Consider the following 19,929-nt stretch of genomic DNA (forward strand, 5'->3'; position numbering starts at 1 on the left):
TATAGAAAACATGTCAAAATACCCAATAAACGCCACAAACATCCTTGCTGTAGGATATGACGAAATCAACCAAATTTTAGAAATAGAGTTCAGACTCAATGTAATTCACCACTATTTTGAAGTGCCACTAGACGAGTTTGTGGCTTTTATGAAAGCCGACGACGTCGAAGAATTTTATTTCGATTTCATACAGTGCAAATATCATTTTGATGTTATTTAGAAATAAAAAAGTCCCACCGAAGCAGGACTAAAGATTTTCATCTACGGCATATAGCCTTATTGTGATAAGATTAAAGATTAGAATTGTTTTAATCTGTTACAAATATATACAAAAACTTTTTTAATTGGTTTACGGGAAACCGTAAAATAGTAAATTATTTTTTATTTATCTTTAAAAATTGATTTAAAAGCAGATAATTATGGCAAAAATATTAGGATTAGATTTAGGAACAAACTCGATCGGTTGGGCTTTAATTGATGATGTTAAGAGTGAAATTTTAGGAGTTGGAAGTAGAATATTTCCAATGGGAGTTGAGAATTTAGGAGATGGAGATGGAGAAATATCTAAAAATGCAAGCCGTACTGGAGCAAGAGGAGTAAGAAGACAATTCTTTAGAAGAAGATTGCGAAAAAAAATATTACTAAAAGCATTATCTGAAAACAGTATGTGTCCCATGGTTGCTAAAGATTTTGAAGATTGGAAAAAAACAAAAGAATTTCCATCTGAAAAATTAGCTAATTGGTTTGCTTTAAATCCTTATGAGTTGCGTCAAAAAGCATTGTTCGAAAAATTATCTCTAGAGGAAATTGGTAGAATATTTTACCATTTAATTCAAAGAAGAGGATTTTTAAGTAATAGTAGAAAAGGAGGATCTGATGATGGAGCTATTTTTAAAGGAAATCCAAAAGAAGGGAAAATTGGAATTACAGAAACACAAAATAATATTCAAGATAAAACCTTAGGATCTTATCTGTTTGAAATTTATCCAAAAGAGAATCAACCTTATCAAGATGGTATAGAAAGAATTCGCAATAGATATACAACAAGAAAAATGTATGTTGATGAGTTCGAATTGATTTGGAATAAGCAATCTCAATTTCATTCTAATTTAAATGAAGATTTAAAATCCTTACTGGGAGGAAGAAAATTAGATGGTTATAAAGAAGATGGGATTTTGTTTTATCAGAGACCTTTGCGTTCACAAAAACATTTAGTTGGCAATTGCTCTTTTGAACCAACTAAAACAAAGTGTCCTTTAAGCAACATTACTTTTGAGCAATTTAGAGTTTGGCAATGGGTAAATACAGTTGAATATAATGGAAAGAAAATTTCACAAGCAGAAAAAGAAAAAATAGTTGAGTTTCTGTATGCAAATGAAAAGCCTGATTTCAAAAAGATTAAAAAAGTAATTGGGAAAGAAAGTGCAGAGTTCAAGTTCAATTATAAAGATGATGATAAAATTGTAGGAACTTATACAATTTCAAATTTATCAAATAAAAAATATTTTGGGAAAAAATGGTTTGAGTTTTCAGAGAAAGAACAAGAAGATATTTGGCATGTATTATATTTCTTTGACAGTAAATCTAACCTAAAAGATTATGCAATTAAGAATTGGAATTTTTCAGATGAGCAAGCTACTTCTATCTCAAAATTTAATGTTAAAGATGGATATTCAAGTTTAAGTAGAAAAGCAATATCTAATATATTACCATATTTAAAATTAGGATTTACCTATGATGTAGCGGTTGTACTTGGTGGAATCAAAAATGTTTTTGGTTCTGATTGGGAAAAATTATCTGATGATAAAAGAAATTTTTTGATAGATAATGTAGAAGGAATTGTTCGTTCTAAAACTAAAGGAGGATTTATTGATGTTATAAAAGATATTTTACGAAATGATTATGGTGTTTCAGATAATCAAATGAGGAAATTATATCATCACTCTGCCACAATTGATTTAACAGACTTATCAGAAAAATTGCCTTTAGGCAAAGATGCTGATAAAGAAATTCAAGCTATTAGAAATCCAATTGTGATAACTGCGTTATTCGAATTACGTAAGTTAGTTAATGAGTTAATTGACGTACATGGGAGAATAGATGAAATAAAAGTCGAGATGGCTCGAGACTTAAAAATTTCTAAATCGCAACGTAATAAAATAAGAAGAGATCAAAAAAGATTAGAACGTGAAAATGATAGGGTAAAAGAAAGATTAAATGAAGAGGGAATTAGAATTACTCATGATAACATTTTACTCTATAAATTATGGGAAGAATGTAAAAAGACTTGTCCGTATACAGGAAAACCTATTTCTGTTACACAATTATTTTCAGGAGAAATTCAAATTGAACATATTCATCCTTGGAGTCGTTCTTTAAATGATAGTTTTTCAAATAAAACGCTTTGTTATGCCGATGAAAATCGTAAAAAAGGAAATAAAACACCTTTTGAATTTTATGGAAATGACGAATCAAATTGGTCAGCCTTAAAAGAAAGAGCCTTAAAATTATTTTCAGACACCAAAGAATATCCAAATGCCTATCAAAAATTCAAACGTTTTGTACAACAAAAATTTGATGACGATTTTTCTTCTAGACAGTTAAATGATACTCGATTTATAAGTAAAGAAGCAAAAAATTATCTTTCTAAAATTTGTAAAAATGTTATAGTTTCTCCTGGTCAAGCAACTTCAAATTTGAGACAAAAATGGGGAATGAATAATATCTTGAATGATGAAAACGAAAAAACAAGAGAAGACCATCGTCATCATGCTGTTGATGCTTTGGTCATGGCTTGTACAAAAGTTTCCTATGTTCAAGAATTAGCAAAATGGAATAGATATAATAGAAATTCAGAATTAAAAAATTTTCCATTACCGTGGGAGACATTTAGAAAAGATGCAGAGGTTGCTGTTGAAAAAATATTAATTTCTCACAAAAAAGTTTCAAACGATATTACGGTTCGTTTTAAAACTGTTGAAAAAAATGGCAAAAAGCACACCAACAAAGGAGTTGCTGCTCGCGGACAATTGCACAAAGAAACTGTATTTGGCAAAAGAAGTTTTAATGGCGAAGAAGCTTACCATGTTAGAAAACCAATTGAAAGTTTAGAAACTGCAAAACAAATTGATAAAGTTGTTGATGAAACAACAAGATTATTAATTTTAAAAAGAGTTAACGAATTAGGTGGATTTGTAAAAGATAAAGTTCCTGCCAATACTTTTTTTGTTGTTGATGAAAACGGAATAAAACAACCACAAATATTTTTACCCAATAAAAATGGAGATCCAGTTCCAATCATAAAAGTTAGAGTAAAAGAAAATATTGGTGGTGCAGAAAAACTGAAAGACAATGTAAATCAATGGGTAAATCCAAGAAACAACCATCATGTTTTAATATATAAAGATGAAAAAGGAAATCTTAAAGAAGATGTAGTTACATTTTGGACTGTTGTCGAAAGGAAAAGTAAAGGATTTCCAGCATACCAATTACCACCAGACGGAAAAGAAATTGTGACCACATTACATATAAATGATATGTTTTTAATGGGACTAAGCGAAGATGAAATCAATTGGGAAAATCCTGATTATGATGTTTTAAAAGAAAAGTTGTATAGAGTTCAGAAATTATCTTCCAAGTTTTATGAATTTAGACAAAGTTCACAAGCTTCAATTCAAAATAATTTCCAGCCATTTTACAGAAGAATTACAGGCTATGGAGAAGGAATTGGTGGTTGGTTAACTCATAATCCAATCAAAGTAAAAATTTCAGTTTCTGGAAAAATTCAAAAGTTATGAACCGTTCCGATTTTTTAAAAGTACTTGGCTTAGGAACAACAGGATTAATAATTCCTAATACAACTTGGTCTCAAAGACCTGTAAAGATTTATGATAATTACGTAAAAGGATTAGCGCATTATCAATTTGAAAAAATAAGAAGCCAATTAGCAATTGGTCAACAACTTTTTCTAAAAAGAGAAATTGAAAATAGTTATGATCATTTTGCCGTTGAAGTTTATTGTGAAAAACATAAATTAGGATATTTAGCAGCTTATGAAAACATTGCTATAGCCAATATGTTAGAACAAGGAGTGGAGTTTTCTGCTTTCATAAGTAAAATAGATACAAAAGAAGTTTTGTTTGACGCGTTAGCAATTGAAATCTATACTACTATTGTAATACAAAACCCAAAAGTTATTCAAACAGATTTACTGAATAAAAGAGCAGATGATACTTTAGACCAGTATCGAGCAGGATTTAAATTGTAAAAATAGAAAGTTCTTTGACATAAATTTTTCATAGTCTTAAACAACCAAAGCACAACGGAAAATCTTGCGATTTTCTGCTTACGGATTTTCCGTTGTGGTTTGATTAAAGATTAGAAAACACGATATTTAACTCTTTCATATCTGCACCGCTTTATAAGTTGTGGTTTGATTAAAGATTAGAAAACACGATATTAGAAAACAACTAATAAAAAAAGTAAAAAATGTTGTGGTTTGATTAAAGATTAGAAAACACGATATTAATAGATAAACATAGGTTTTAAGTATGTAGTTGTGGTTTGATTAAAGATTAGAAAACACGATATTCTGATTTAGCAGATTTTGTTAAGACTAATTGTTGTGGTTTGATTAAAGATTAGAAAACACGATATTTTCAGACGCAATAGTTAACCCACAAAGAGCGTTGTGGTTTGATTAAAGATTAGAAAACACGATATTACTTACTTATTTTAGTAATTTTACCGATAAGTTATGGTTTGATTAAAGATTAGAAAACACGATATTAAAGCAGTAGAAATTTTTAACCAATTAAATGTTGTGGTTTGATTAAAGATTAGAAAACATGATATTCAACAATATTTTAAAGAGAATGTTTACAACGTTGTGGTTTGATTAAAGATTAGAAAACACGATATTATTGTTAGAGTTTGATTCAACGCTTAGCTTGTTGTGGTTTGATTAAAGATTAGAAAACACGATATTTGAGGAATTTTTACAGGATCTTAATTTAGTGTTGTGGTTTGATTAAAGATTAGAAAACAAGATATTAGTGGTTACTGCTTTTGGTAAGCCACAATAGTTGTGGTTTGATTAAAGATTAGAAAACACGATATTACCACCAGTATTTAATTGGAAGTCTGCACCGTTGTGGTTTGATTAAAGATTAGAAAACACGATATTAGCAAACAACATCGAAGTAGTAGAACCACGTTGTGGTTTGATTAAAGATTAGAAAACACGATATTTCGTTAATGTAGATGTTACAGATGCAAACGGTTGTGGTTTGATTAAAGATTAGAAAACACGATATTTTTCAATCGTTAAAACTCTTTGCACCTCTTGTTGTGGTTTGATTAAAGATTAGAAAACACGATATTATTTACAACCAACCTTACAAAGGTTTTTAAGTTGTGGTTTGATTAAAGATTAGAAAACACGATATTTTTGGTATGGTATGTTACTTTGATTACCAAGTTGTGGTTTGATTAAAGATTAGAAAACACGATATTGAGTATTTGTAACACCAAGTGAAAAAACCGGTTGTGGTTTGATTAAAGATTAGAAAACACGATATTTTTCACCATGATAACAGTTTTAAACTTACAGTTGTGGTTTGATTAAAGATTAGAAAACACGATATTTTTCTGATTAGGAATTAAAACAGGTGTAACGTTGTGGTTTGATTAAAGATTAGAAAACACGATATTTAAACGAGTGGGAATGTATTGACGAAACCGGTTGTGGTTTGATTAAAGATTAGAAAACACGATATTTCTTTTCATTTCTGAAGTAGGATGCATATCGTTGTGGTTTGATTAAAGATTAGAAAACACGATATTAAGATGCAGCCATTATGTAATCGTAATCGTGTTGTGGTTTGATTAAAGATTAGAAAACACGATATTTGCAAATGCTTTGACAATTAGATTTTATATGTTGTGGTTTGATTAAAGATTAGAAAACACGATATTCTTTGTGTCTTTAGTATAAGCACCATCGATGTTGTGGTTTGATTAAAGATTAGAAAACACGATATTTTCTCCTGCAATATCTTTTACTGGCTCTAAGTTGTGGTTTGATTAAAGATTAGAAAACACGATATTATGTTGGGATGAATTGAAGCATTATGATACGTTGTGGTTTGATTAAAGATTAGAAAACACGATATTCAAAACGGATATGTTGACGTGCAAGTGGCGTTGTGGTTTGATTAAAGATTAGAAAACACGATATTTTATTTTTTATAAAGAATTGTTTCATACTTGTTGTGGTTTGATTAAAGATTAGAAAACACGATATTAAATAGAGTGCGACATTTTAGGCACACACGGTTGTGGTTTGATTAAAGATTAGAAAACACGATATTACATCGACCTTTCAAAACTAACACCCGAGTGTTGTGGTTTGATTAAAGATTAGAAAACACGATATTATCAATATAAAAACTTACAATGTATGGGTCGTTGTGGTTTGATTAAAGATTAGAAAACACGATATTAAAAAGAAAGCATAAAGATAAGTTAAACCTGTTGTGGTTTGATTAAAGATTAGAAAACACGATATTTTTTACCTGTAACACTTGGTTGAAGGTATGGTTGTGGTTTGATTAAAGATTAGAAAACACGATATTTTACAACGAAATTAGCGTTATAATTAACGTGTTGTGGTTTGATTAAAGATTAGAAAACACGATATTAACACAACAAAAGATTTAAAAACTAAAAACGTTGTGGTTTGATTAAAGATTAGAAAACACGATATTTATCTGTATTGAAGATATAGCGCATGGATTGTTGTGGTTTGATTAAAGATTAGAAAACACGATATTGTAGATATCTGGAAGCAAAAATCCTTGCCAGTTGTGGTTTGATTAAAGATTAGAAAACACGATATTGTAATCCATTATGTCTTTTCCTGCATAGTAGTTGTGGTTTGATTAAAGATTAGAAAACACGATATTATAAATGTAATAGTCCTTTCTTTATCATTGGTTGTGGTTTGATTAAAGATTAGAAAACACGATATTGTACCATTTTGTATTTATTATTGTTAAACAGTTGTGGTTTGATTAAAGATTAGAAAACACGATATTCTCATACTATTGTAAATGTTATTCCATTAGGTTGTGGTTTGATTAAAGATTAGAAAACACGATATTGCATCTGTAAAATCTAATCCTTGAGGGCGTGTTGTGGTTTGATTAAAGATTAGAAAACACGATATTTGGAATAAAAACACTTCTACGACTATCATTGTTGTGGTTTGATTAAAGATTAGAAAACACGATATTTTTAATTTCGTAACTCGAACTCTCGTTACTGTTGTGGTTTGATTAAAGATTAGAAAACACGATATTTGATTTTAATGTTATTGGTGAAACTGGTGGGTTGTGGTTTGATTAAAGATTAGAAAACACGATATTTTGTGAAATCAAGTGAATCAAGACCCGCATGTTGTGGTTTGATTAAAGATTAGAAAACACGATATTCTACGATTGAGCAAATAAAACAACGTTATAGTTGTGGTTTGATTAAAGATTAGAAAACACGATATTAAGACATTTATAGATTAACATTGACGTATCGTTGTGGTTTGATTAAAGATTAGAAAACACGATATTGTTAATTGTTTTTATATTTGTTCCAGATACGTTGTGGTTTGATTAAAGATTAGAAAACACGATATTACTGTTGTTTATCTTAGTTCTATTTAGGTTGTTGTGGTTTGATTAAAGATTAGAAAACACGATATTATAAACCTTTAGACAATTTTGAAAAATACTGTTGTGGTTTGATTAAAGATTAGAAAACACGATATTGTAATCCATTATGTCTTTTCCTGCATAGTAGTTGTGGTTTGATTAAAGATTAGAAAACACGATATTATTAACTAATGCTTTTTGAGCAACATCATCGTTGTGGTTTGATTAAAGATTAGAAAACACGATATTTTCAAATTTCTCTTGAAGCTCCTCTGACCAGTTGTGGTTTGATTAAAGATTAGAAAACACGATATTTTCAGTACAAACATTATTTACTAATCCTGCGTTGTGGTTTGATTAAAGATTAGAAAACACGATATTCGATTTAAAACAAAATAAAACCTATGCCAGGTTGTGGTTTGATTAAAGATTAGAAAACACGATATTCCATTGCATTGCAACGCTTTCATTCATATTGTTGTGGTTTGATTAAAGATTAGAAAACACGATATTCATTCCTTTTGACCCGATAACGTTTAACGTGTTGTGGTTTGATTAAAGATTAGAAAACACGATATTATTTGAAGATGCTAAGAGAATAAACAGAACGTTGTGGTTTGATTAAAGATTAGAAAACACGATATTACAGACTATAATACTGATTTTGTATGGACAGTTGTGGTTTGATTAAAGATTAGAAAACACGATATTACTATTTCACGCACCCAATCTGTTAGGCAGTTGTGGTTTGATTAAAGATTAGAAAACACGATATTAGTACAACGCAATGGTTCAAATATTCCTTTGTTGTGGTTTGATTAAAGATTAGAAAACACGATATTAAGAAGAAACCTACATTAAAATACCTTTGTGTTGTGGTTTGATTAAAGATTAGAAAACACGATATTAACCAGAAAGTAATTTAATACCGCCACCATGTTGTGGTTTGATTAAAGATTAGAAAACACGATATTCAAGTATTAAAACACTTATTAAAACAACTGGTTGTGGTTTGATTAAAGATTAGAAAACACGATATTTTTGTCCTATATAAACTTCTCCTATTGGATGTTGTGGTTTGATTAAAGATTAGAAAACACGATATTATTATCTAACCAATTTTCAAAATCGTTACCGTTGTGGTTTGATTAAAGATTAGAAAACACGATATTTATCAGTACATTTCATAAACGCATCACGCTGTTGTGGTTTGATTAAAGATTAGAAAACACGATATTCAATCTTGAATTCAATGGTGCTTTCGTGTGGTTGTGGTTTGATTAAAGATTAGAAAACACGATATTCTATTCCTATTTTGGCACCCATTTTCATCAGTTGTGGTTTGATTAAAGATTAGAAAACACGATATTTATATGAGAATTGTGAAGACGATATGCGAAGTTGTGGTTTGATTAAAGATTAGAAAACACGATATTTAGAAAGTATCAGAATAAACGAACCTGATGGTTGTGGTTTGATTAAAGATTAGAAAACACGATATTTTTTGAATAATGGGTAAACTTTTACCGCTAGTTGTGGTTTGATTAAAGATTAGAAAACACGATATTTAAATCAAGTTATTCCAACATTAATGCCAGGTTGTGGTTTGATTAAAGATTAGAAAACACGATATTTACACCACTTTGAGTAATAGGAGTATCAAAGTTGTGGTTTGATTAAAGATTAGAAAACACGATATTACTCACGTGTTAAGTTATTGTATTGACCCCGTTGTGGTTTGATTAAAGATTAGAAAACACGATATTCATTCAATGAATCGCTAGAACCTGCAGTTAGTTGTGGTTTGATTAAAGATTAGAAAACACGATATTCAATAATGCTAAAAAAGCAATGCTAAACCGTTGTGGTTTGATTAAAGATTAGAAAACACGATATTATTAATTCAATTTTTAATTGATAGCTTCCTGTTGTGGTTTGATTAAAGATTAGAAAACACGATATTATATGCTCATCGGTTAAACTTCAGTATGTCGTTGTGGTTTGATTAAAGATTAGAAAACACGATATTTAATTTTTTTCATTGTATTAATTATAACGTGTTGTGGTTTGATTAAAGATTAGAAAACACGATATTTGCACTTTACTTTTATCGTAAACCCTTGTAGTTGTGGTTTGATTAAAGATTAGAAAACACGATATTTTCTACGTGTTTTAGTTGGTGGTGGAATTGGTTGTGGTTTGATTAAAGATTAGAAAACACGATATTAGTAAATAGAATCTACATTATTGATTACTGGTTGTGGTTTGATTAAAGATTAGAAAACACGATATTTACTGAAGTTTAACCGATGAGCATATAGCAGTTGTGGTTTGATTAAAGATTAGAAAACACGATATTTTTTGATGATTTGAAAAAAGAGCAAATTTCGTTGTGGTTTGATTAAAGATTAGAAAACACGATATTACTTCAACGAGTATGAGGACTATGCAGTAAGTTGTGGTTTGATTAAAGATTAGAAAACACGATATTATTGCTGCCAACTCTATACGTCCTCTTCTAGTTGTGGTTTGATTAAAGATTAGAAAACACGATATTAAACTTTGTGGATGCTTTTAATTTAGACATGTTGTGGTTTGATTAAAGATTAGAAAACACGATATTTACTTCCGATAAAGACCAATCGCAGGCATTGTTGTGGTTTGATTAAAGATTAGAAAACACGATATTCTCCTTGCGCAATCTAATCCTAGCGATTGGTTGTGGTTTGATTAAAGATTAGAAAACACGATATTTTTCAATAAATAATAGTTGTTTCGTTGGTAGTTGTGGTTTGATTAAAGATTAGAAAACACGATATTAGTTGGCTTGTTACCTTCTAATAATCAAGTAAATAAAGTGTTGTGTCGTGAAAAAAAATGTTTCTTTTTGCAGTGATAAGGCAAGACTGAAGCATTTTTTTATTTCAAAATAATTCCAATTGCGTGGGTTCAGGTTCTTTAGGTACTTCTGCTTTACCCCAAAAATTTAAAATATTTCCAAATTGTTTATCGGTTATACGCAAAACACTAACCTTTCCCATCGGAGGTAAAAGTCTGTGAATTCTTTTTTCGTGTACATCGGTACTTTCACTACTAGCACAATGACGTACATATACAGAATATTGCATCATACTAAAACCATCTTTTAGTAAATTGTTTCTAAAACCAGAGGCATTTTTGCGATCTTTTTTAGTTTCGGTCGGTAAGTCAAAAAATACAAATAGCCACATAATTCGGTATCCGTTTAGTTCCATAATTTTGGATATTTTATCTTTTTTCTGTCGCCAGTGTAGCACTGTTGCAATGAACTTGCTGTTTTTTGCAAAGCAACCATCAAAGGGCTTTTTTCCTCTTTAAAATAAACAGTTCGAGTAAGAATCTGCAATAATTCTGATTTGAGTAAAGTATTCAGTTCTTGCTCATCATAATTTCGCATAAGTTCATAAACTTTCTCATCTACAATTGGTCTGAAAGGTTCCATAATGTCATCTGCTAAAGCAAAAGCATTGTACTTACTTTTGTGATGAATTCCTAAAGTATTTAGCAAACCACTTCCAGACAATGCTCTAGCAGTTGCAGCTCTCAAAATGGCGTATCCATAATTCAAAAAATTATTAGGATAATCGCCAAAACGTTCTCGTTTAAATTTTATTTCAAAAAATGATTTCCAGTATTGACTTGCTGCAACGCCTTCCATGTTAGAACTATCACCACTTAAAACTTTACTTGCTAAAAAATCAAAACTGTTTTTAGTTCCAGTTATCTTTTCTAACAAAATTCCTTGATTAGTAATTTTATCAACAATGGTTTGTTGCCACAATTGTTTTTTCAAAGGTATACTTGCATTGATTTGATTTTTAAAAATTTCTTGTTGAATGTGATGACTGTTGAGGTTTAAAAACATTCCATTTGGCAAATGATTTGAATTGCAAACAATAACTGAGGTGTTGTTTTCAATTAATAAATTCATTGCTGGAATACTTAAATAAATTTCAGGATTATCAAGTACTAAAAACCCAATATCCTCTATAGGAATAGAACTTTCACGAATTTCAGATTTAATAACTAATTGAAGATTTTTAGCTGTTAATGAAGCTTTATTTTCTAGTAAAATAGTTTTTTTTAGCATAATAAATCAGTTTTTATGCTAAATTTATTAATAACCAAAATTTTAATTTTACGGAAAACCGTAATTTAATAGATAAATAATGAACTATTTTTGAAAAAAAATCAATGCGCCCAATTTTCCTCTTCCTTCTCCTAACCACAACAACTTTCTCCCAAGTAAAACTCCTATCTTGGAATGTAGAAAACCTAGGCAGTTCAAAGTCAGACAGTACTATAACTTACATTGCAAATACTATTAAAAATTATGATGTTGTGGCTTTGCAGGAAGTAGTTGCAGGTGATGGCGGCGCACAAGCTGTAGCCAAGTTAGCAGATGAACTTAATAGAAAAGGAGCAAAATGGGATTATGTCGTTAGCGATCCAACTAGCAGTAGTGCCTACAAAACAGAGCGTTATGCATTTCTATGGAAAACATCAAAAGTCAAGAAAATTGGCAAAGCTTGGTTAGAAAAAAAGTACCATCTAGAAATAGACCGAGAACCTTTTTATGCCACTTTTGAATACAACAAAAAACAATTTACCCTAGTTAATTTTCACGCCATCACAAAAAGCAAACAACCCGAAACTGAGATAAAATATTTCAAGTTTTTACCTGCACAATATCCAAATCTAAATTTGTTATTTGTAGGAGATTTTAATTGTCCGCAATCGCATACCGTTTTTAATCCATTAAAGAAAATGGGTTACGTAAGTGCTTTTCAAAATCAAAAAACATCCCTCAAAAAAGAATGTAAAGAAAATAATTGTCTCGCTTCAGAATTTGACAACATTTGGTTCAAATCATCTAAAATTGTACTTATTAAAGCAGAGGTACTTCATTTTTACAAAAATTTTACTTCATTAAAAGACGCTAGAGAAATATCAGATCATATACCAACTGCAATAAATTTTTCTATTAATTAACACAAATTACGGTTTTCCGTAAAATAGTAAAAGACAGTAAAGATATTTTTGTAAAAGCAATAGTAAACTTAATACGTTACCTATGAAAACCATTACAAAAACAATTCTTTTAAGTTTTGTATTACTTCTATTGAATTGTAAAGAAAGTCCAATAGAAAAGAAAAATGAAACTTCTATACAAAATGCTGTTTCTACTATAGAAGATACTAGTAATTATCATATTGACACGACGTATCAATATGAAAACAGAACAGGCACCTCTGGCAACTATAAATACAACTATGATGTAATAGGTTTTGATAGTAAAGGAAACGAAGTAACTGGTAACATTTCAATAGAAGGAAAAGAAGGAATTGGTTATCTATTTGATACAAATCAAAACAAAATAAAAGTGACCGTTGAATGGACAGGTCACGGAAAACTGAAAGCTATAGATAATCATAGTAATCAATACGAACTTGAAGTAGAATAATACATTATATTTGTTTTACAAAATAAACATATCCTAATATGAAAAAAATGCTTTTACTATTGAGTTTGTATTGTCTTACATCGTTTAACGTATTAAAACAGGATGTTTATATTTGTTACTAATGGTGCTAAAAAATACCACCTAAAAGAAGATTGTAGAGGTCTTAATGCATGTAAGCATCAAGTAGTAAAAAAGACCTTAAAAGAAGCCAAAGACTTAGGATTAGAACTTTGTGGTTGGGAAGATTGATTATAATCGATAATCATCAATTTTCACTGATTTTCACTGATTTTCATTTTTTGTATTTAATACATAATTTCATTTTCATTTTTTTTGAACTTACTTTTTTCAAAAGCGTTTAATACTATAACAAACCCTAATGTAATAATAGAACCTATTAGTAAATACCTATACATTTTCATGTTGCTATTTGCTATTACTAAGTCTTTTTCAATAAATCCTAGATCGATACTTTGATCTAAAGGAGATAGCAATCTCTGGTGCGGTGTTAATAAAATTTCTTCCATGGTTATTGTTTTATTATGGTTATTATTTCTTTTGTTTTATTATAATAGAATTGTATCTCTTTAATAGAATAAACAGATGTAACTTCATTATCTATTTTATAGAGTTTAGGATTTGTTAGATAATTGATGTCAAACCCAAGTATGTTTAAAGTTTTAAAGTCTACCTCAAAAGCGCTTTTTTCAATACATTTTTCTAAGGCTTGATAATTTAATTTAGTATGCTTTTTCACTAAATCAAATTCTTTGTTTTCGACAAGACGTTTTAAATAACCTGCTCTATTTCGACAACTATCATTACAATAAATTCGTTTAGAACTTTTGTAATCAATAATATCGTCTTTACATTCAGGATTCTTACATTGTTTAGTATTTTTTTTCATAAAAATTAATTTATAAGTACAAAGATAAATATTTTTATTACTTTTGGGTAATAAAAATAGAAAGCTAATGAACTTATTTGAGTTTTTTCCTAATTTAATAGAAAAAAAGATTCCTCTCTCAAAGTTGAATATCAGTCCAAGAGTATTTCATAAATGGAAAAAAGAGGGAGTTATAGATTATGATGATTCAGTTAATGAGGATGATATTGGTGTAAAAGGAGAACAAAAGAAAAGGAAATGGGTTATTTTAAATGCTTTTGAAGCTATTTGGCTTTTAATGGTCAAAGATTTAAGGAGTTTGAATGTTGATATAAAGACAATAATTGAATTAAAAAAGTTTCTTAAAAAGGGACAGTTTGATGATGTCGGTATTGAAAATGTTGATTTTGATTTTATGGTGGAAACCGGTCAAATTATATTGCCAAAGGAGATAAAAGACTTAATAGATGGAAATTTATTGACAAAGGAACAAGTTTTTAAGATGTTGGAAACTCAATCTAAAGAGATCAATTATTTTACTTCGAATTTTGGATTCCTTTTTTTTGGTATTTTAATATTGAATGAAAGACCATCAATTGTTATACTAAAATCAGAGGAAGGTTTGAATTTTATGATACTTAATAAAGAAGGGCATATAAAATTATTTGGAGAAAATGATTTTTATAACATGATTATGCATCAGTTTTCAAACCATTATTTTACTAATATTCCAGTAATAGATTCTTTTGTTAAATTGTTTGAAAATGAAAATCTTGAAAAGTATAATAGAGAATACAAGTTGTTTTCAAAAGAGGAGGAACAAATACTTGAGATATTCAGAAATGATGATTTTAAAGAGATTACTATATACAGAGAAAATGAAAATAATTATACAATTACGACAACGCACTCTAAGGAATTAAAAGGAGAACAAACTAATGAACTGAGAAGAATACTTGGTTTAAAACAATATCAAAAAGCAGAAATAGTAAATAGAAAAGGTGAACTTGTTACATTTTATAACATGAGAAAAGAGAAAAATCAAGACTAAGTAGAATTTAGTACTTGACTAACAAACATTAAAAAATTATTTAAAGTAAGATAAAATGGAATTTAAATAACGATACAAAGTATACATCATGAAATCTAACATATTTAATCAACTTGGTGAAATAATTTCCTTTAAGCAATATTCAGACAGTGATCTTTTGACAACTTCTGAAACAATGAATTATTGGAGGACCAATGATGTATTCCCATTTCTCAAAAAAAATAGAATGGCACTTATGACGTTGCCAGAAGCATTATGGGTGTCGATAATTAATGAATTATCAAATGTTGGAATTCCTGCTGACAAAATTGAAGCATTAACTAATAAAATTTGGATTGAACCATTATTCAGTCGATATGCTGACGAAGCACTAAAAAGCGCCATTGAAAATAAAAAAGGAGAACATTCACAAGAAGATGTTGAATGGTTTAAAAACTTGCTGAATGATGAGATTGCTATGCATTCTGTATTTAGAAGAGATATTACTCCTTACATGGATTCTATAAAATCATGTTTGCGATTGGAAAGACAGATTGTGACATTTATCTACTGTCCGAGAACTGAGGAATATTTGTTTTCCTATTACAATAAAGCCATAACATCTGAAATGAATAATCTTTTTTATGGTGAAACTCTAATATCCATTCCATATTTACCACATTTGGCAAAGTTAATTGGATTGGATATGGAACGACACAAGGAGGATTTGCAATATTTATCCGATATAGAAAATCAAATAAGAAGAACTATAATTTTTGATAAACCAAAACTAATGGAGGTTGTGGTAAATGAAAATGGAAAATCAAAGATTCATTCCATAACTGAAAGTCATAAGAATCAAGAAGAACTAGCAAAGTTCTTTTAAAATACAAAACTGCCTACAGGATCAAGCGCATTAGTTGAAAAAAGATCTCAAGGAAATTATAAAGTAACGATAAAATCATAATTTATGAAACATGTAAAATCCATTCGGTTCCTGATAATTCAGCCCGTATTATCTATATCAAGATATGGGCCAGAAGGAAAGGGTTTCAAACAAAGAACATTTACTAAGCTATGATGAAATAATTGCAATTGCACCTAACTTATCACAGCAACTAAATGAAGAAAGCGCATTTGAGTTTTCAAAACAATTATATGAATTTACTAATCTAATTTTTGAGCAATACCAAGATGAAAAAGAAAAATCCAACATTAAGTGATTTCAATGGAGCAAACGTATGGTCATACACAAGAGTTTCTACTAAAGAACAATTTGTAAATAATGGAAGTATTGAAACACAAGTAAAAAGAATCAAATCATTTGCCAAAGATCATGGTTTGATTATTACTGAAGAGTTTGATGCAGAATATGAAAGCTCAAAAAGAATAAATACCCAAAATACTCTTAGAGAACTTATTGATAAGCTAAAGAAAACCTCCGTCAATAAAAGACCTAAAATTATATTGATTTGGTCACCAAGTAGATTTGGTAGAGCAGGTTCAGAACATATTCAATTGTTTGTAAAACTTAGAAAAGAGTTCAATGTGTTTCTTTACTCAATAAGCACAGAACACAATACTTTTAACGAAAGAGCGGAAAATGAATTTTCAACGCAGCTTCTTTATGCGCAAAAAGAAAACTTCAACAGACAAGACACTATAATCCCTGGACTAATAAATGCTTTAAACAATGGTAAATCATTTGGTAGAAGTCCACGAGGTTACGATCATTATGGACCAAGAGTTACAGACCCTGCGAAAGTTCAAGCATTCCAAGAAATTAAATTAAACGAAGAAGGAAAGCTATTGAAAGAGGCTTTTAAAATGAAGATATATAAGTCATACAATGACAAAGAAATAATAACGTGGTTAAAAACAAAAGGTATAAACATATCTTACAGCTCAATTTCATCCATGTGGAGAACAGAATTTTACTCAGGAAAAGTAAATAATTCACTCTTAGAAGATACTTATGTGAAAGGTAATTGGGAACCAATAATCACAAGAAAAGAATTTATTGAGCTTCAAAAAATATTAGAGGGCAAATCATTAAAAACAGCTATTCATCTTGAAGGCAAAGAAGAAACACCTCTTGCACCGAAATTTGTAATTTGTCATGAATGTCAAGTTAACATGACCTCCTATTTAAATAAGAAGAAAAATCTGTTTTATTATAAATGCACAAAATGCAACAAAACATTGAATGCAAATTCAACAGAAAAAACATTGAACAAAGGTTTACATGAAGCGTTTTTAGAAAAGTTAGACAATTTTCAGTTATCAGATGAACTCCTAAAACTATTCTCCGAACAGTTGAAAAGAATTTTAAATGATTCTATGTCTAATGTTTCAGAAAGTAAAAGATTACTAACAACTGAAATAAATGAGTTAAAGAATATCCTTGATAAAATGGAATATAAGTATGCAATTGGAGAAATATCAAAAGATATTTTTGAAAGACAAAGTAAAAAGGTAAACGAGTCGATTCTAGAAAAAATCAAAGAATCTGAAAATTTGCCTTCAAAAATGTCGAACCATGAAAAAGTACTAAAATATTTTTTACAAATTGCTGAAAACCCTAGTAAATTCTATACCTCTTTAGATTACAACAAAAAAAGAAAGTTCCAAACTATGCTATTTCCTGAAGGTATCTCCTACTCTATTAAAAAAAGAGAATATCGAACCGCAAAAACCAATAAACTTTTTAAGTTAACTAACTCATTTAATGAAGGTTACAATGGTAAAAAACAAAAAACTCACCACTTAAAAAGTGATGAGTTTCTATCAGTACCCGGAGCCGGAGTCGAACCGGCACGGTTTCCCACAGGTGTTTGAGACCAGCGCGTCTACCAATTCCGCCATCCGGGCTTAGCAGACAGAAATAACAACAGTCATTTCATCGCATTAAAATCGATTAAAAAAATCAATTTGTTTTAACACGTTGCAAATGTAAATAAATTTTAAACACATTTTCAAGAAAATAGTTAAAAATATCCTTTCAGACTCGGATTTTATTTCTAAATTTGCACCTCGTTAAAACGACACACAACTAACTAACTACATTCGAGGCATTTAAATTCTCTCTGCTCTTATAAAATTGAGGACAAATTAGAATTAAAATAGTTCGAATTAAAACAACAAATTATAATGTCACATTTAGAACCAGAAGCAAAAATATTTGCCTGTTCACAAAGTGTTCATTTAGCAGAAGAAATAGCTAAAAACTATGGTATTCCGCTAGGCAAAGTAACGTTCTCAAAATTTAGTGATGGAGAATTCCAACCTTCGTTTGAAGAATCTATAAGAGGATTACGCGTCTTTATTGTTTGCTCAACATTTCCAACAGCAGACAATTTGATGGAGTTATTATTAATGATTGATGCTGCAAAAAGAGCTTCAGCAAGACATATAACACCAGTAATTCCTTACTTTGGATACGCAAGACAAGATAGAAAAGACAAACCAAGAGTGCCAATTGGAGCAAAACTAGTAGCAAAATTGCTAGAAACTGCTGGAGCAACTCGAATCATGACCATGGATTTACACGCCGATCAGATTCAAGGTTTCTTTGAAAAACCAGTTGATCATTTATTTGCTTCAACTATTTTCTTGCCTTATGTGAAAAGTTTAAATTTAGAAAATTTGACTATAGCATCACCAGATATGGGTGGTTCAAAAAGAGCTTATGCCTATTCTAAATTTTTAGAATCAGACGTAGTTATTTGTTACAAACAAAGAAAAGCCGCTAATGAAATTGGCTCAATGGAATTGATTGGCGATGTAAAAGGAAGAAATATTGTTCTTGTTGATGACATGATTGACACAGGAGGAACATTAGCAAAAGCAGCTGATTTAATGATAGAAAAAGGCGCTTTAAGTGTAAGAGCAATTTGTACACACGCAATTCTTTCAGGTGACGCATACGAAAAGATTGAAAATTCTAAATTATTAGAATTAATAGTTACCGATTCTATTCCGTTAAAGAAAGAATCAAATAAAATAAAAGTGGTGAGTTGTGCGCCTCTTTTTGCAGAAGTTATGCACATGGTGCAACACAACAATTCCATCAGTGGAAAATTTTTAATGTAATTTATTATTTATTAACTATATATTTTTACAATGAAATCAATTTCGATTAAAGGATCAGAAAGAGAAAGCGTGGGCAAGGTAGCAACCAAAGCGGTACGTAATGCTGGAATGGTTCCTTGCGTAATTTACGGAGGAAGTCAACCAGTACATTTTCAAGCAGAAGCAAAAGCTTTCAAAAGTTTGGTTTACACTCCAAATGCGCACACAGTTGCCATTGATTTAGGAGGTAAAAAATTTGATGCTATTTTACAAGACATCCAATTTCACCCAGTAAGTGATGCAATTTTACACATTGACTTTTTCCAATTGTCAGATGATAAAGAAATCATCATGGAAGTACCAGTAAAAATCACAGGAACTTCTCCAGGTGTACTTTTAGGTGGTGTTTTAAATTTAAATCAAAGAAGATTAAAAGTGAAAGCTTTACCAAAAAATCTTCCTGATTTCGTAGAAGCTAACATTTCTGAATTACAAATGGGTAATAAATTGTATGTAACTAAATTAGCTACAAACAATTTCAAATTAATGCATCCAGACAATACTGTAGTTTGTCAAGTGAAGATTTCACGTGCTGCTATGAAAGCTGCTCAAGAAGCTGCAAAAGCAGAAAAAACAGCTGCAAAAGGAAAGAAAAAATAATTTTTCCAAAACCTTTTATATCAAAGCATCAGTATTTATTTACTGGTGCTTTTTTTTATTTGGAACGAATCAG

At 29.8% G+C, this 19,929-nt stretch carries 16 protein-coding genes, 1 tRNA gene and 1 CRISPR repeat array; of the genes, 12 read left to right on the forward strand and 5 right to left on the reverse strand.

What is annotated here, in order from left to right; translation table 11 throughout:
- The first annotated feature begins 10 nt into the window (after positions 1-10).
- The 3 genes from ACIQ06_RS01910 (at position 11) to ACIQ06_RS01920 (ending at position 4,267) form a co-directional block, all read left to right on the forward strand.
- Positions 11-220, forward strand: coding sequence for a KTSC domain-containing protein (locus tag ACIQ06_RS01910; protein ID WP_396143504.1), 210 nt, complete (start codon positions 11-13; stop codon positions 218-220).
- A gap of 199 nt (positions 221-419) precedes the next feature.
- A complete protein-coding gene (cas9, locus tag ACIQ06_RS01915; RefSeq protein ID WP_396143506.1) occupies positions 420-3,797 on the forward strand; it encodes a type II CRISPR RNA-guided endonuclease Cas9 in 3,378 nt (1,125 codons plus the stop codon).
- Entirely contained in the window at positions 3,794-4,267 is a 474-nt protein-coding gene (locus ACIQ06_RS01920; RefSeq protein ID WP_396143508.1) for an HIRAN domain-containing protein, read from the forward strand. Before cas9 ends, ACIQ06_RS01920 begins: the two co-directional genes overlap by 4 nt.
- Before the next feature lie 91 nt (positions 4,268-4,358).
- A CRISPR array of direct repeats spans positions 4,359-10,526; the repeat unit is 36 nt; unit sequence GTTGTGGTTTGATTAAAGATTAGAAAACACGATATT.
- Between the two features lie 104 nt (positions 10,527-10,630).
- On the opposite strand, the gene cas2 is transcribed toward ACIQ06_RS01920, so the two are convergent.
- Together cas2 and cas1 are read right to left on the reverse strand one after the other, a co-directional pair.
- Positions 10,631-10,960: a CRISPR-associated endonuclease Cas2 gene (gene cas2, locus ACIQ06_RS01925; protein ID WP_396143510.1), complete on the reverse strand. Its 330-nt coding sequence runs from the start codon at positions 10,958-10,960 to the stop codon at positions 10,631-10,633.
- Positions 10,951-11,835 (reverse strand): type II CRISPR-associated endonuclease Cas1, encoded by an 885-nt coding sequence (gene cas1 / locus ACIQ06_RS01930; protein WP_396143513.1) that lies wholly within the window; start codon positions 11,833-11,835, stop codon positions 10,951-10,953. The genes cas2 and cas1 overlap by 10 nt, the downstream gene beginning before the upstream one ends.
- A gap of 104 nt (positions 11,836-11,939) precedes the next feature.
- Between cas1 and ACIQ06_RS01935 the strand changes: the two genes are divergently transcribed.
- The 3 genes from ACIQ06_RS01935 (at position 11,940) to ACIQ06_RS01945 (ending at position 13,458) form a co-directional block, all read left to right on the forward strand.
- Positions 11,940-12,737, forward strand: coding sequence for an endonuclease/exonuclease/phosphatase family protein (locus ACIQ06_RS01935; RefSeq protein ID WP_396143516.1), 798 nt, complete (start codon positions 11,940-11,942; stop codon positions 12,735-12,737).
- Positions 12,738-12,819: 82 nt separating this feature from the next.
- Positions 12,820-13,209 carry a hypothetical protein gene (locus ACIQ06_RS01940; protein WP_396143518.1) on the forward strand — a complete coding sequence of 130 codons (390 nt, stop codon included), beginning with the start codon at positions 12,820-12,822 and terminating at the stop codon, positions 13,207-13,209.
- Between the two features lie 102 nt (positions 13,210-13,311).
- Positions 13,312-13,458 carry a hypothetical protein gene (locus tag ACIQ06_RS01945; protein WP_396143521.1) on the forward strand — a complete coding sequence of 49 codons (147 nt, stop codon included), beginning with the start codon at positions 13,312-13,314 and terminating at the stop codon, positions 13,456-13,458.
- A 56-nt stretch (positions 13,459-13,514) separates the two neighbouring features.
- Here ACIQ06_RS01945 and ACIQ06_RS01950 read toward each other — a convergent pair whose 3' ends face one another.
- Complete coding sequence (locus tag ACIQ06_RS01950; protein ID WP_396143524.1) at positions 13,515-13,736, reverse strand: hypothetical protein; 222 nt, start codon at positions 13,734-13,736, stop codon at positions 13,515-13,517.
- Positions 13,737-13,738: 2 nt separating this feature from the next.
- Positions 13,739-14,116: a hypothetical protein gene (locus ACIQ06_RS01955; protein ID WP_396143526.1), complete on the reverse strand. Its 378-nt coding sequence runs from the start codon at positions 14,114-14,116 to the stop codon at positions 13,739-13,741.
- A gap of 67 nt (positions 14,117-14,183) precedes the next feature.
- Here ACIQ06_RS01955 and ACIQ06_RS01960 point away from each other — a divergent pair, with 67 nt between their 5' ends.
- The 4 genes from ACIQ06_RS01960 (at position 14,184) to ACIQ06_RS01975 (ending at position 17,963) form a co-directional block, all read left to right on the forward strand.
- Complete coding sequence (locus ACIQ06_RS01960) at positions 14,184-15,146, forward strand: hypothetical protein (protein WP_396143529.1); 963 nt, start codon at positions 14,184-14,186, stop codon at positions 15,144-15,146.
- A gap of 88 nt (positions 15,147-15,234) precedes the next feature.
- Complete coding sequence (locus tag ACIQ06_RS01965) at positions 15,235-16,011, forward strand: hypothetical protein (RefSeq protein ID WP_396143531.1); 777 nt, start codon at positions 15,235-15,237, stop codon at positions 16,009-16,011.
- Between the two features lie 145 nt (positions 16,012-16,156).
- A complete protein-coding gene (locus tag ACIQ06_RS01970) occupies positions 16,157-16,348 on the forward strand; it encodes a hypothetical protein (RefSeq protein WP_396143534.1) in 192 nt (63 codons plus the stop codon).
- Positions 16,320-17,963 carry a recombinase family protein gene (locus ACIQ06_RS01975; RefSeq protein ID WP_396143728.1) on the forward strand — a complete coding sequence of 548 codons (1,644 nt, stop codon included), beginning with the start codon at positions 16,320-16,322 and terminating at the stop codon, positions 17,961-17,963. Before ACIQ06_RS01970 ends, ACIQ06_RS01975 begins: the two co-directional genes overlap by 29 nt.
- Here the strand turns inward: ACIQ06_RS01975 and ACIQ06_RS01980 are convergent.
- A tRNA-Leu gene (locus tag ACIQ06_RS01980) sits at positions 17,917-17,996 on the reverse strand. The genes ACIQ06_RS01975 and ACIQ06_RS01980 overlap by 47 nt on opposite strands.
- A 279-nt stretch (positions 17,997-18,275) precedes the next feature.
- Between ACIQ06_RS01980 and ACIQ06_RS01985 the strand changes: the two genes are divergently transcribed.
- Together ACIQ06_RS01985 and ACIQ06_RS01990 are read left to right on the forward strand one after the other, a co-directional pair.
- Positions 18,276-19,217 carry a ribose-phosphate pyrophosphokinase gene (locus tag ACIQ06_RS01985; protein WP_344817285.1) on the forward strand — a complete coding sequence of 314 codons (942 nt, stop codon included), beginning with the start codon at positions 18,276-18,278 and terminating at the stop codon, positions 19,215-19,217.
- 30 nt (positions 19,218-19,247) lie between these two features.
- On the forward strand, positions 19,248-19,856 hold the full coding sequence (locus ACIQ06_RS01990) for a 50S ribosomal protein L25/general stress protein Ctc (RefSeq protein ID WP_396143537.1): 609 nt from the start codon (positions 19,248-19,250) through the stop codon (positions 19,854-19,856).
- Positions 19,857-19,929 lie beyond the last annotated feature (73 nt).

It is taken from the genome of Flavobacterium sp., assembly GCF_044341265.1.
GTDB lineage: Bacteria > Bacteroidota > Bacteroidia > Flavobacteriales > Flavobacteriaceae > Flavobacterium.